The sequence below is a fragment of the Azonexus hydrophilus DSM 23864 genome (genome assembly GCF_000429605.1).
GTDB classification, from domain to species: domain Bacteria; phylum Pseudomonadota; class Gammaproteobacteria; order Burkholderiales; family Rhodocyclaceae; genus Azonexus; species Azonexus hydrophilus.
The window spans coordinates 43,591-56,645 of record NZ_KE386925.1; the positions used below are offsets into that span (position 1 = coordinate 43,591).

Sequence of the window (13,055 nt, forward strand, 5' to 3'; positions counted from 1 at the left end):
CCGTAAAGGAATCGCCGATGACCACACCCAAGTACAAACGCATCCTGCTGAAACTCTCTGGCGAAGCCCTGATGGGCAACGACGCCTATGGCATCAATCCGCAGGTGATCGCGGAAGTCTGCGCCGAGATCAAGGCGGTTGCGGATCTTGGGGTGGAAATCGGCGTCGTGATCGGCGGTGGCAACATCTTCCGCGGGATGGCCGGTACGGCCACCGGGATGGATCGCGCCACTGCGGATTACATGGGCATGCTGGCCACGGTGATGAACGCCATGGCGCTGTCCGACGCAATGCGTCAAGCCGGTCTGAATGCCCGTGTGCAGTCGGCCCTGAATATCGAGCAGGTGGTCGAGCCCTATATCCGGGGCAAGGCGATCCGCTATCTCGAAGAAGGCAAGGTGGTGATTTTCGGTGCTGGTACCGGCAACCCCTTCTTCACGACCGATACCGCCGCAGCCTTGCGCGGGTCGGAAATTGGCGCGGAAATCGTGCTCAAGGCGACCAAGGTCGACGGTATCTATACCGCCGACCCGAAAAAGGACGCCTCGGCTACGCGCTACGACAAGATCAGCTTCAACGATGCGATCTCGCAAAACCTCGCGGTAATGGATGCGACTGCGTTCGCACTGTGCCGCGACCAGAAACTGCCGATCAACGTGTTTTCCATCTTCAAGGCCGGCGCGCTGAAGCGCGTGGTCTGCGGTGAGGATGAGGGCACGCTGGTCTACTGCTGAGGGAGAGACAGATGATTGCCGAACTCAAGAAAACCGCCGAAGCGAAGATGCAGAAGTCGCTCGAGGCGCTCAAGAACGACCTGCTGAAGATCCGTACCGGCCGTGCCCACACCGGCCTGCTTGACCATGTGATGGTCGATTACTACGGCTCGCCGGTGCCGGTGAACCAGGTTGCCAACATCACCCTGGTCGATGCCCGTACGCTGGGTGTCCAGCCGTGGGAAAAGAACATGGTGCAGAAGGTCGAGAAGGCGATTCGCGATTCCGACCTCGGTCTGAATCCGGCCTCGCAGGGCGACCTGATCCGCGTGCCGATGCCGGCGCTGACCGAAGAGCGGCGCAAGGAAATGATCAAGGTCGTCAAGAACGAAGGCGAGGGTGCCAAGGTGGCGATCCGCAACCTGCGTCGCGATGCCAACACCCACCTCAAGGATGCGCTGAAGAAGGGCGAGATTCCCGAGGACGACGAGCGTCGTGCCCAGGATGACGTACAGAAGCTCACCGACAAATACATTGCCGAAGTCGACAAGATGCTCGCCGCCAAAGAGGCCGAGCTGATGCAGATCTGACGTAGCGGCTGCATGGCCCTGTTCTCCAGTTCGACGCGGGATCTTCCGCAGGTTGCTGCCGTTCCCGCGCACGTTGCTGTCATCATGGATGGCAACGGCCGCTGGGCGAAAAAACGTTTTCTGCCGCGTGTTGCCGGGCACGTCAAGGGGGTCGAACTGGTGCGGGAGATGGTTCGCGCCTGCCTCGAACGCGGCGTCCGCTACCTGACCCTGTTCGCTTTCTCGTCGGAGAACTGGCGGCGCCCGCAGGAAGAAGTCACGCTGTTGATGCAGCTGTTCGTCAAGGCGCTGGAGCAGGAAGTCGAAAAACTCCATCGCAATGGCGTACGGTTGCGCGTGATTGGCGATCTGTCCCGGTTCGAGCCGCGTCTGCAGGTACTGATCCGCCAGGCTGAGGAGAGTACCGCCGGCAATACCAGCCTTGATCTGACCATCGCCGCCAACTACGGCGGACGCTGGGACATCATGCAGGCGGTGAACCGGATGGCACTGGCGCAGCCGGACCAGGCCGGTCAATGGAGCGAGGCCGATATCGAGCCGTATCTGTCGATGAATTTCGCACCGGAGCCCGATCTCTTCATCCGTACCGGCGGCGAGGAGCGGATCAGTAATTTCCTGCTCTGGCAACTGGCTTACACCGAGTTCTATTTCACGCCCACCCTGTGGCCGGATTTCGATACTGCCGAATTCGGCAAGGCGATCACCTCCTACCAGCAACGCGAGCGGCGCTTTGGCCGGACCAGCGAGCAACTGACGGGCGACAGCAATGCTTAAAACCCGCGTCATCACGGCGCTGGCCTTGATGGCCGTTCTGCTGCCCAGCCTGTTCTGGTTGCCGCAAATGGCCTGGGCCTGGCTGATCGCCGCCTTCATCGGTGTCGGTGCCTGGGAGTGGGGCGCCTTGCTCGGCTGGCAGAATCGTCAGCGCGTCCTGCTCGGTGTCGTCACTGCGGCCTTGTGCGCCGTGCTGGCCTGGACCGAACCGCTGGCCATTGGCGCGGCCGGCTTTGCCCCGGCGCAGACCTGGGTGTTCCTGTTCTATGGTCTGTCGGCGCTCTTCTGGTTGCTGCTCATTCCCTTCTGGCTGCGCGGCAAATGGTCGCTGCATGGCGCTTCCGGCCTGCTGGTCGGGGCGGTCGTGCTGCTGCCGACCTGGCTGGCCATGGTGCAGTTGCGCGCCGTTGGTCCCGCTGTCCTGCTGGCGGTCTTTGCCGTTGTCTGGATGGCCGATATCGCGGCTTATTTCGCCGGCCGCCGCTTCGGCAAACGCAAGCTGGCGCCCAGCATCAGTCCGGGCAAAACCTGGGAAGGCGCCTATGGCGCGATCCTCGGCGTGCTCGTCTATGGGCTCGTCATCGGTCATTTCTTCATGGCCGGGGTTTCCCTGCCGCTATGGGTTGCCGCGCTGCTGCTGGTGACGGCGGTCAGCATCATCGGCGACCTGTTCGAGTCGATGCTCAAGCGTAAAGCCGGGATCAAGGACAGCAGCAATGTGCTGCCGGGTCACGGCGGCGTGCTCGACCGCATCGACAGCCTCACTTCCACCTTGCCGGTGGCGGCGCTGGCCTGGCTACTCTTCTTCTATCGCGGATGATGCAACAGAACATTACCGTGCTTGGATCGACCGGCTCCATCGGCGTCAGCACGCTCGATGTCATCCGCCGTCATCCCGATCGTTACCGGGCCTTCGCGCTGTGCGCGCATACCCAGGTCGACAAGCTGTTCGAGCAATGTCTCGAATTTCGTCCGGCTTTCGCCGTGCTGCGCGATGCCGCACTGGCTGGCGAACTGGCCGCGCGCTGCCGGGCTGCCGGACTGCCGACCGAGGTCCGTCATGGCGTGGCGGCGCAGATCGAGCTCTCGTCGCTGCCCGAAGTCGATGCCGTGATGGCGGCCATCGTCGGTGCTGCCGGTCTGGCCCCGACGCTGGCGGCAGCGCAGGCCGGCAAGCGGGTGATGCTGGCGAACAAGGAAGTGCTGGTCATGGCCGGCGAACTGTTCATGCACGCGGTGCGCAGCCATGGCGCGACCCTGCTGCCGGTCGATAGCGAACACAATGCGATTTTCCAGGCCTTGCCCGGCGATTTCGCGCGTGGCCTGAACGCCTGCGGGGTCGAGAAGATCCTGCTGACCGCCTCCGGTGGCCCGTTCCGCAATACCCCCTTGTCCGAACTCGGACAGGTGACGCCGGAACAGGCCTGCGCTCACCCGAACTGGGTGATGGGGCGCAAGATTTCGGTCGATTCGGCGACCATGATGAACAAGGGCCTGGAGGTCATCGAGGCGCGCTGGTTGTTCGACGCCGCGCCGGACATGATCCAGGTGGTCGTGCATCCGCAGAGCGTGATCCATTCGGCGGTCCAGTATGTCGATGGTTCGGTCGTCGCCCAATTGGGCAAGCCGGACATGCGTACGCCGATCGCTTATGCCATGGCCTGGCCGGAACGGATTGCTGCCGGGGTCGAGCCGCTCGACCTGTTCCGCATCGCCCGGCTGGATTTCTTTGCCCCCGACTTCGAGCGTTTCCGCTGTCTGCAGCTGGCCTACGATGTTCTGCGCGAAGGCGGTACGGCGCCGGCCATCCTCAATGCTGCCAACGAAGTGGCGGTGGCGGCTTTCCTCGACGGAAAATTGTCTTTCCTCGACATCGCCCGGCTCAACGAAGCCGTGCTGACGGCGCTGCCGGCCGGACCGGAGGGCAGCCTGGACGACGTGCTCGGGGCTGACGCCGAGGCGCGCCAAGTCGCCACCACCATGATTGCCGAGGGGCGCCTGGGATGAGCGATCTGCCGTTCTATCTCGCGGCGTTCGCTTTGGTGCTCGGGGTTTTGATCGTCTTTCATGAACTTGGGCATTACCTCGCGGCGCGCTGGTGCGGCGTCAAGGTCCTGCGTTTTTCCGTCGGCTTCGGCAAGGTCCTGTGGCAGCGTCGTTTCGGTCGCGACGGGACCGAGTGGGTGGTCAGTGCCTTCCCGCTGGGCGGTTATGTGCGCATGCTCGACGAGCGCGAGGCGGCGGTGGCGCCCGAGGAACGGCATCGTGCCTTCAACCGGCAGACCGTGGGCAAGCGCAGCTTCATCGTTGCCGCCGGCCCGCTGGCCAATTTCCTGCTCGCCATCCTGTTGTACTGGGGTATTTTCATGCTCGGCAGCCAGGAATTGCTGCCCGTGCTTGGCCAGCCGCCTGCCGATACGCCTGCCGCCATGGCCCGGATCGAAAACGGCGAGGAAGTCCGGCGCATCGACGGGCAACCGGTGGCAACCTGGAACGACCTGCGCTGGCAAATTTTGCAGAAGGCCGCCGGCAGCGAGCGCGTCGAACTGGAAGTGATCAACGAGCGCGGCGAGATTGCCGTTCGCCATCTCTACCTGGCTGCGGTCGGCGAGGAGGGCTGGGAAGGCGATCCGCTGTCCCGTCTGGGCTTGCGCCTCTATCGCCCGGATATTCCGGCGGTCATCGGCTCGGTCAGTCGTGGCGGTGCGGCGGCGCAGGCTGGTTTGCTGGCCGGCGACCGGGTCTTGCAGATTAATGAGCAGCCCATCGGCAACTGGCACGAACTGGTGATGATCGTCCGCGAGGCGGCCGGGCAACGACTGGTTCTGCAAGTCGAACGCCAGGGCAGGGTCTTTGCGTTTGAGGTAACGCCGGAATTGGTTGCCGATGGCGGCCAGCGCATCGGGCGCATCGGTGTCGGTGTGGCCGAGTCATCGGAAACCCGGCGCGAACTGCGTACCTTTGTCAGTTACGGCTTTGCCGAGGCGGCGGTCAAGGCCGTCGTCGAAACCGGCGAGCAGTCGTTGTTCAGCCTGCGCATGCTGGGCAAGATGCTGATCGGCGAAGTTTCCTGGAAAAATCTTTCGGGGCCGGTGACCATTGCCGATTACGCGGGGCAGTCGGCGAAGCTCGGTCTCGATTATTATGTCAAGTTCATGGCCCTGGTCAGCATCAGCCTGGGGGTCCTGAACCTGCTTCCCATCCCGGTGCTGGACGGTGGGCATTTGATGTATCATATGATCGAAGTCGTCAGGCGGAAGCCCCTCTCCGAGCGGGCAATGGTCATCGGACAGCAATTGGGTCTGGCCATTTTGTTCTCCTTGATGGCTTTCGCATTTTTTAACGACCTGACTCGCCTTTTTGGCGGCTAACGATGAAAAAAAACCTGTTGCCTGCCCTGATCGCCGGACTCTTTGCCCTGCCCGCGATGGCTTTCCAGCCTTTCGTCGTCAAGGACATCCGTGTCGAAGGCATCCAGCGTACCGAAGCCGGCACCGTGTTCAGCTATTTGCCGGTCAAGGTCGGCGACACACTGAACGACGACAAGGCTGCGCAGGCCATCAAGTCGCTCTTTGCCACCGGTTTCTTCCGGGATGTGCGCATCGAGGTCGAAAAGGATGTCATGGTGGTTGTGCTGCAGGAGCGCCCGGCCATCTCGTCGCTGAATTTCGTCGGCATGAAGGAATTCGAGAAGGAAGCCATCGTCAAGGCGCTGCGTGAAGTGGGCATCGCCACCGGCCGCATCTTCGACCGCTCGCTGCTCGACAAGGCCGAGCAGGAGCTCAAGCGCCAATATCTTTCGCGCGGCAAGTATGCCGCAGAGATCACGACGACGATCACGCCGCTGGAGCGCAATCGCGTCGGCATCAATTTCAATATCGTCGAAGGCGAGGCGGCCAAGATTCGTCAGATCAACATCGTCGGTGCCAAAGCGTTCAAGGAAAAGGAACTGCTCGGCCTGTTCGAGTTGACCACGCCGGGCTGGATGACCTGGTATTCGAAGAATGACCAGTATTCCCGGCAAAAGCTGTCGGCTGACCTTGAGAAGCTGAAGTCCTTCTATCTGGATCGTGGCTATCTGGAATTCAATGTCGATTCCACGCAGGTATCGATCTCGCCGGACAAGCAGGACGTTTTCATTACGCTCAATGTCACCGAAGGGGCGCGTTTCCGGGTGTCATCGGTCAAACTGGCCGGCGACCTGACTTTGCCGGAGGCTGATTTCCGCAAGTTGATTCAGGTGCGTCCCGGCGAGGTTTTTTCCCGGGCAAAACTGAACGAGTCCACCAAGGCGATCAGTGACCGCCTGGGGACCCAGGGTTATGCCTTTGCCAACGTTAATGCGGCACCGGAAATCAATCGCGAACAGAATCTGGTGGACTTCACCATCTTCGTCGATCCGGGCAAGCGTGTTTATGTCCGGCGTGTCAATGTTACCGGCAATACCAAGACGCGTGATGAGGTCGTTCGCCGTGAGATACGGCAGATGGAAAGTGCCTGGTACGATGCTGACAAGGTAACGGCCTCCAAGGAACGTATCGACCGTTTGGGATTTTTCTCCGATGTCGCGGTCGAAACTCCGCCGGTGCCGGGAACATCCGATCAGCTTGATGTCAATGTCAAAGTGACGGAAAAGCCGACCGGCAACCTGATGCTGGGTGTCGGTACTTCAAGCACCGACAAGGTCATTGTCTCGGGCTCGATCGCTCAGAACAATTTCATGGGTAGTGGTAACAACGTATCGATTCAGGTCAATTCGGCAAGTTCTGGTCGGACATATGCTTTGTCGTACACCAATCCCTATTTCACGACCGATGGGGTCAGCCAGGGGTTCGATATCTATCACCGCACGATGGATACCAGTACGCTTTCGAGTACGGCCAACTACAAGTCTACTTCGACCGGTGGCGGTATTCGTTTCGGGTTCCCGATCAATGAGTTCCAGTCATGGTCGGTCGGGATCGCAGCGGATACGACGACGATCGATTTGTTCGATAACTCGCCGGATTATTACGAGAAATATGTCGAGAGTTTTGGCAAGACGAATATTTCTTTCCCGTTGACCCTGGCCTGGGTCAGTGACAGCAAGAATAGTTTCTTCTTCCCGTCCAAGGGAACGTATCAACGCGCAGGCCTGGAGGTTGGTCTGCCGGGGGGCGACCTGACTTACTATCGGGCGAATTACCAGTTGCAGCATTTCATTCCCCTGTCGAAGCAATTTACCTTGCTGCTGGGCGGCGATCTTGGTTATGCATCAGGCTATGCCGGAAAAGGCTTGCCGTTCTTCAAGAATTACTACGCCGGTGGTGTGGGTTCTGTTCGCGGTTACAAGGGGAATTCTCTTGGCTCGACCCAGACGATTGATGAAGATGGCAATCGGGTTGGGGGTAACCGTAAACTTGTTGCCAATGCTGAACTCCTCTGGTCCCTGCCTGGCTTCGAAAAATCGGCCAGACTCGGGGTTTTCTTCGATGCTGGCCAGATTTATGCGTCCAATGACAAGTTCGCGATATCCGATCTGCGCTACTCGACGGGGTTGAGTGCGGCCTGGATTTCGCCGATCGGGCCTTTGAAGTTCAGTATTGGCAGACCGCTCAACAAGAAGAGCAGCGATGAGACTGAGTCCTTTCAGTTCCAGTTGGGCACTACTTTTTAAATCAGGAGTTTCATGTTGAAAATCAAAACTTTCCTTCTTGCCTCCCTGTTGTCCGCCATGAGCCTGACGGCTGTCAGCGCGGCCGAATTGAAGGTGGGTTATGTTGATACCCAGCGCATTTTCCGCGATGCTCCGGCAGCGCAGCGTGCGGCCAAGAAGCTGGAGACAGAGTTTTCCCGTCGTGATCAGGAACTTCAGCGCATGGCCAAGCAGTTGCAGGGGCTGCAGGAGTCCCTGGAGAAGAACGCTGTGACGATGGCTGAATCCGAGCGTCGTGCCAAGGAAAAGGAATTCGGCGATCTGTCGCGCGAATTCCAGCGCCGTCAGCGCGAGTTCCGCGAGGACCTGAACCTGCGTCAGAACGAGGAAAACGCGGCGGTGATCGAGAAGGCCAACCGTGCCATCAAGCAGATCGCAGAATCGGACAAGTTCGACCTGATCCTGCAGGATGTGGTCTGGGTCAGCCCGCGTCTGGATATCACCGAGCGCGTCATCAAGGCGCTGTCCGACGGTAAGTGATGCAGCAACCGGCGAAGGTCATTTCCTTCACGCTTGCCGAGATCGCCGCCCAGCTGGGCGGCGATGTGCTTGGGGACGGCGATATTCGCATTTTCCAGGTGTCGACCCTGGCCGCGGCGGGTGAGGGCGAGATCGCCTTTCTCGCCAATCGCAAGTATCGCGGCCAGTTGCAGACGACCCGGGCAGCGGCGGTGCTGCTGTCGCCAGCCGATGCGGCGGGATATGCCGGCGCCTGTATCGTTACCGCCAATCCCTATGCCTACTATGCGCGGGTGGCCAGTTTGCTGAATCCGGTGCAGGCCGGGTTCTGTGGTGTCCATCCGGGCGCAACTGTCGATTCCGTCGTGCCGGACAGCGTTGCCATCGGGCCTCAGGTCTGTATCGGCCGTAACGTCGAACTCGGCGACAGTGTCGTCATCCATGCCGGTTGCGTGATCGGTGATGGCGTGCGTATCGGTGCCGGCAGCATGCTGTACCCGAACGTTACCGTCTATCATGGCTGCGAACTTGGCGAACGCGTGATCATTCATTCCGGTGCCGTGATCGGCGCCGATGGTTTCGGTTTTGCACCAGAGGGTAAATCCTGGGTCAAGATTCCCCAGATCGGTATCGTGCGCATCGGTAACGACGTCGAAATCGGTGCCAACACCACCATCGACCGGGGGGCACTGGAAGATACGCTGATCGGCGATGGCTGCAAGATCGATAACCTGGTCCAGATTGCCCACAATTGCCGGATCGGGCCGAACAGCGTGCTTGCCGGTTGTGTCGGTATCGCCGGCAGTGTGACCATGGGCGAGCATTGCGTGGTTGGCGGGGCCGGCATGGTCACCGGTCACCTTTCGCTGGCCGAGGGAACGACCATCTCCGCCGGTTCGCTGGTGATGAAGAGCATCAACGAACCGGGGCAGCGGTACACCGGGGTCTTCCCGCTCGATACTCACGACGATTGGGTGCACAATGCTGCGCACATCCGTCGTCTGGGGAAGTTGGCAGATCGCGTTTCAGAACTTGAGAAAAAACTTAAAGAAATAGAAATAAGGGACTGATTAAATGGATATTCATGAGATTCTTGAGCACCTGCCGCATCGCTACCCCTTTCTGCTGGTCGACCGTGTCGTCGAGGTGGTTCCGGGTGAGCGCATTCACGCCTACAAGAACGTCACCATCAACGAACCTTTCTTCATCGGTCACTTTCCCCATCACCCGGTGATGCCCGGCGTGTTGATCATGGAAGCCCTGGCCCAGGCGGCTGGCATCCTGTCGTTCAAGACGCTGGAAGAAAAACCGTCGCCGGATAACGTGTTCTATTTTGCCGGTATCGACGAAGCACGCTTCAAGCGTCCGGTGATGCCGGGAGACAGGCTGGACCTGTTCGTCACCATCGAGCGCCAGATGCGCGGCATCTGGAAGTACACAGCCGAAGCCAAGGTCGATGGTCAGCTGGCCGCTTCGGCCAAGCTGATGTGCGCCAAGCGGGACCTGTAAGATGATCCATCCGACCGCCATCGTCGATCCCGGCGCCAGGCTGGGGAGCAATGTCGAAATTGGTGCCTATTCGATCATCGGCCCCAATGTCGAGATCGGTGACAACACCGTTGTCGGTCCGCATGTGGTGATCACCGGGCACACCCGGATCGGTCGCGACAACCGCATCTTCCAGTTCTGTTCGCTCGGTGAAGCGCCGCAGGACAAGAAATACGCCGGCGAGCCGACCCGGCTGGAAATCGGTGACCGCAACACCATCCGCGAATTCTGTACCTTCAACCTCGGTACGGTGCAGGACGCCGGCGTGACCCGGGTTGGCGACGACAACTGGATCATGGCCTATGTGCATATCGCCCATGATTGCCAGGTCGGCAACAAGTGCACCTTCGCCAACAATGCCTCGCTGGCTGGCCATGTCGTCGTCGACGACTGGGCCATCCTCGGTGGTTTTACCGGGGTTCACCAGTTCTGCCGGATTGGCGCTCATGTGATGACCGCGGTCAGTACCGTGATCCTGCAGGACGTGCCGCCTTACCTGATGGCCGCCGGCAATACCGCCCAACCCTATGGCATCAACGTCGAGGGTCTGAAGCGTCGCGGGTTCACGCCGGATGGCATTACCGCCCTCAAGCGCGCTTACCGGACCATCTACAAATCCGGCCTGCTGCTTGAGGAAGCGCGGGCCAAGCTGACCGAAGAAGCCAAGACCCAACCGGACCTCCAGCGCTTCGTCGATTTCCTGGCGGTTTCCAAGCGGGGCATCATTCGCTGACATGACGGCTGCCGTTCGTATAGCCCTGGTGGCGGGCGAAGCCTCCGGCGACCTGCTGGGCGGCCACCTGATCGCAGCGCTGAAGCAGCAGCTTCCCGGTGCCGTTTTCTACGGTATCGGCGGGCCGCGCATGCAGGCGCAGGGTATGGATTGCTGGTGGCCGATGGGCAAGCTGTCGGTCATGGGCTACTGGGATGCGCTCAAGCATTACCGGGAAATTTCCGGCATTCGTCGCCAGTTGAAGAAGCGCCTGCTCGACCTGCGCCCTGACATCTTCATCGGTATCGATGCGCCGGATTTCAATCTCGGCCTCGAGACCGCCTTGAAGCAGGCCGGTGTGCCGACCGTGCACTATGTCAGTCCGTCGATCTGGGCTTGGCGCGGTGGGCGGATCAAGAAGATCGGGCAGGCGGTCAAGCGCGTGCTGGCCCTGTTCCCGATGGAGCCGCCGCTGTATCAAAAGGCGGGTATTCCGGTCAGCTATGTCGGACATCCGCTGGCTGACATCATTCCGCTCAAGACCAGTCGTCAGGAAGTACGTGAAAAGTTGGCGTTGCCGCGTGATTATCCGACCTTCGCGCTGTTGCCGGGCAGCCGTCGCGGTGAACTTGAAGCCATGGGCGACCTGTTCGTGCAGACGGCCAAGTTGATCCGCGAGCGCTTTCAACCCGATGCGGTATTTGTCGTGCCGCTGGCCACGCGCGAGACGCGCCTGCAGTTCGAGGCCGCGATCTATCGCCAGCACGCAGCCGACATTCCGTTCCGCCTGCTTTTCGGCCATGCCCAGGATGCTGTCGGGGCGGCCGATGTGGCGCTGATCGCCAGCGGTACGGCGACCCTTGAGGCAGCGCTGGTCAAACGGCCGATGGTGATCACCTACAAGATCGCCAAATTCTCGTACTGGTTGATGAAGCGTATGGCCTACCTGCCTTACGTGGGGCTGCCCAACGTCCTGTGCGGCCGTTTCGTGGTGCCGGAAATCCTGCAGGACGAGGCGACACCGGAAAATCTCGCCGAGGCGCTGGTCAAACTGTACGAGGACAAGGAAAACGCAGCGGCAATTGAGGCGGCGTTCACCGACCTGCATCTGCAGTTGCGCCAGAACACTGCCGAAAAAGCCGCCAAGGCGGTGATCGAATGCCTGCGCTGATCATCCCCGAGGGCCTGGTCTGCGGCATCGACGAGGCCGGGCGGGGGCCACTGGCCGGCCCGGTCGTCGCAGCGGCAGTGATCCTTGACCCGAGTCGGCCGATCGACGGCCTTAACGACTCCAAGAAGCTCTCGGAAAAGAAGCGTGCTGCCCTGGCTGTCGAAATCCGGGAAAAGGCGCTGGCCTGGTGCGTGGCTGAAGCCAGTGTCGAGGAAATCGATACGCTGAACATCCTGCACGCCACCATGCTCGCCATGACCCGCGCCGTCGCCGGCCTGCAGGTCAGCCCCGAGCGGGCGATGGTCGATGGCAACCGCTGCCCGAAACTGGCCATCCCGGCCGAAGCCGTGGTCCAGGGCGACGGCAAGATCGCCTCGATTGCCGCTGCTTCGATCCTGGCCAAGACCGTGCGCGACACCGGCATGCTGGAATTGCACCGGACCTATCCGCAATACGGCTTCGACCGGCATATGGGCTACCCGACTGCCGCACATTTCGCCGCGCTCGAAGCCCATGGCGCTTCGCCCGTGCATCGCAAGAGTTTCGGGCCGGTCGCCCGGCAATTGTCGCTGCTGTGAAACTGATCCAGTCCCGCGACAACGCCTTCTTCAAGCAATTGAAGCGCCTGGCCGAGTCCGGTCGCGAGCGGCGCAAGGCCGGGCAGACGCTGCTCGACGGCCTGCATCTGGTCGAAGCCTGGGAAACCCACCGGGCACCGGTCGAACAACTGGTGGTCGCCGAATCGGCGCTGGCGGGTGGCGAGATCGCTGCCTATGTCGGCCAACGGGATTGCACCGTGCTGGCCGATTCCCTGATGCGGGAACTGGGTATCGTCGAAACCCCGAGCGGCCTGCTGGCCATCGTCGAAACCCCCGTGCCGGCCGCGTCTCCCGATGTGCACGCCGATGCCGTTCTGCTCGATGGCGTTCAGGATCCGGGTAACCTGGGCAGTCTGATACGCACTGCGGCGGCGGCAGGTGTTCGGCAGATACTGCTCTCTCCGGGTTGTGCGGCGGCATGGTCGCCCAAGGTGTTGAGGGCGGGGCAGGGCGCGCATTTCGTCGTGAATGTTCATGAAGAACTTGATCTGGAACATTTCATGACCGTGTATTGCGGTGTTACAGTGGTCACTTGTCTCGCAGATTCGACCTCCTTGTTCGATGTCTCGCTTGATGGTCCGCTGGCCTGGGTCTTCGGCGCAGAAGGCACCGGTGTGCGGCCGGCGCTAGTCGAGATTGCTGCCCGCCGGGTCCGGATTCCCATGCCCGGGGCGGTTGAGTCGCTCAATGTCGGTGCCGCCGCTGCAGTCTGTCTGTTTGAAATGGTCAGGCGCCGGAACGTAATGCCAGCTGAAGGTCAGGGAGCCGGTATATCGTGATTTTTTGGAAAGCCT

General features: G+C 60.9%; 14 protein-coding genes. All 14 read left to right on the forward strand.

Going from position 1 to position 13,055, the window contains the following annotated elements; translation table 11 throughout:
* Positions 1 to 17: 17 nt before the first annotated feature.
* Genes pyrH through G471_RS17520 form a run of 14 tightly spaced genes read left to right on the forward strand, consistent with a single transcriptional unit; the run spans position 18 to position 13,040 of the window.
* Positions 18 to 734: a UMP kinase gene (pyrH, locus tag G471_RS0111465; RefSeq protein ID WP_028995460.1), complete on the forward strand. Its 717-nt coding sequence runs from the start codon at positions 18 to 20 to the stop codon at positions 732 to 734.
* Positions 735 to 745: 11 nt separating this feature from the next.
* The gene (frr, locus tag G471_RS0111470) at positions 746 to 1,303 is read left to right on the forward strand and encodes a ribosome recycling factor (protein ID WP_028995461.1); all 558 of its coding nucleotides are present in this window, start codon (positions 746 to 748) and stop codon (positions 1,301 to 1,303) included.
* A gap of 12 nt (positions 1,304 to 1,315) precedes the next feature.
* Positions 1,316 to 2,077, forward strand: coding sequence for a polyprenyl diphosphate synthase (uppS, locus tag G471_RS0111475; protein ID WP_028995462.1), 762 nt, complete (start codon positions 1,316 to 1,318; stop codon positions 2,075 to 2,077).
* Positions 2,070 to 2,897, forward strand: a complete 828-nt coding sequence (locus tag G471_RS0111480; protein WP_028995463.1) for a phosphatidate cytidylyltransferase — start codon at positions 2,070 to 2,072, stop codon at positions 2,895 to 2,897. Before uppS ends, G471_RS0111480 begins: the two co-directional genes overlap by 8 nt.
* Complete coding sequence (gene ispC / locus G471_RS0111485) at positions 2,894 to 4,084, forward strand: 1-deoxy-D-xylulose-5-phosphate reductoisomerase (protein WP_043421567.1); 1,191 nt, start codon at positions 2,894 to 2,896, stop codon at positions 4,082 to 4,084. Before G471_RS0111480 ends, ispC begins: the two co-directional genes overlap by 4 nt.
* The gene (gene rseP / locus G471_RS0111490; protein WP_028995465.1) at positions 4,081 to 5,448 is read left to right on the forward strand and encodes an RIP metalloprotease RseP; all 1,368 of its coding nucleotides are present in this window, start codon (positions 4,081 to 4,083) and stop codon (positions 5,446 to 5,448) included. Before ispC ends, rseP begins: the two co-directional genes overlap by 4 nt.
* A gap of 2 nt (positions 5,449 to 5,450) precedes the next feature.
* On the forward strand, positions 5,451 to 7,733 hold the full coding sequence (bamA, locus tag G471_RS0111495; RefSeq protein WP_028995466.1) for an outer membrane protein assembly factor BamA: 2,283 nt from the start codon (positions 5,451 to 5,453) through the stop codon (positions 7,731 to 7,733).
* A gap of 12 nt (positions 7,734 to 7,745) precedes the next feature.
* Positions 7,746 to 8,252 (forward strand): OmpH/Skp family outer membrane protein, encoded by a 507-nt coding sequence (locus G471_RS0111500; RefSeq protein ID WP_043421568.1) that lies wholly within the window; start codon positions 7,746 to 7,748, stop codon positions 8,250 to 8,252.
* Positions 8,252 to 9,301, forward strand: coding sequence for a UDP-3-O-(3-hydroxymyristoyl)glucosamine N-acyltransferase (lpxD, locus tag G471_RS0111505; RefSeq protein WP_028995468.1), 1,050 nt, complete (start codon positions 8,252 to 8,254; stop codon positions 9,299 to 9,301). Before G471_RS0111500 ends, lpxD begins: the two co-directional genes overlap by 1 nt.
* 4 nt (positions 9,302 to 9,305) lie before the next feature.
* Positions 9,306 to 9,740 carry a 3-hydroxyacyl-ACP dehydratase FabZ gene (gene fabZ / locus G471_RS0111510; RefSeq protein ID WP_028995469.1) on the forward strand — a complete coding sequence of 145 codons (435 nt, stop codon included), beginning with the start codon at positions 9,306 to 9,308 and terminating at the stop codon, positions 9,738 to 9,740.
* Between the two features lies 1 nt (position 9,741).
* On the forward strand, positions 9,742 to 10,512 hold the full coding sequence (gene lpxA, locus G471_RS0111515) for an acyl-ACP--UDP-N-acetylglucosamine O-acyltransferase (protein ID WP_028995470.1): 771 nt from the start codon (positions 9,742 to 9,744) through the stop codon (positions 10,510 to 10,512).
* 1 nt (position 10,513) lies between these two features.
* Positions 10,514 to 11,662, forward strand: a complete 1,149-nt coding sequence (gene lpxB / locus G471_RS0111520; RefSeq protein WP_028995471.1) for a lipid-A-disaccharide synthase — start codon at positions 10,514 to 10,516, stop codon at positions 11,660 to 11,662.
* Positions 11,650 to 12,240 (forward strand): ribonuclease HII, encoded by a 591-nt coding sequence (gene rnhB, locus G471_RS0111525; protein ID WP_028995472.1) that lies wholly within the window; start codon positions 11,650 to 11,652, stop codon positions 12,238 to 12,240. Before lpxB ends, rnhB begins: the two co-directional genes overlap by 13 nt.
* Positions 12,237 to 13,040, forward strand: a complete 804-nt coding sequence (locus G471_RS17520; protein WP_051295455.1) for a TrmH family RNA methyltransferase — start codon at positions 12,237 to 12,239, stop codon at positions 13,038 to 13,040. Before rnhB ends, G471_RS17520 begins: the two co-directional genes overlap by 4 nt.
* Positions 13,041 to 13,055: the final 15 nt, after the last annotated feature.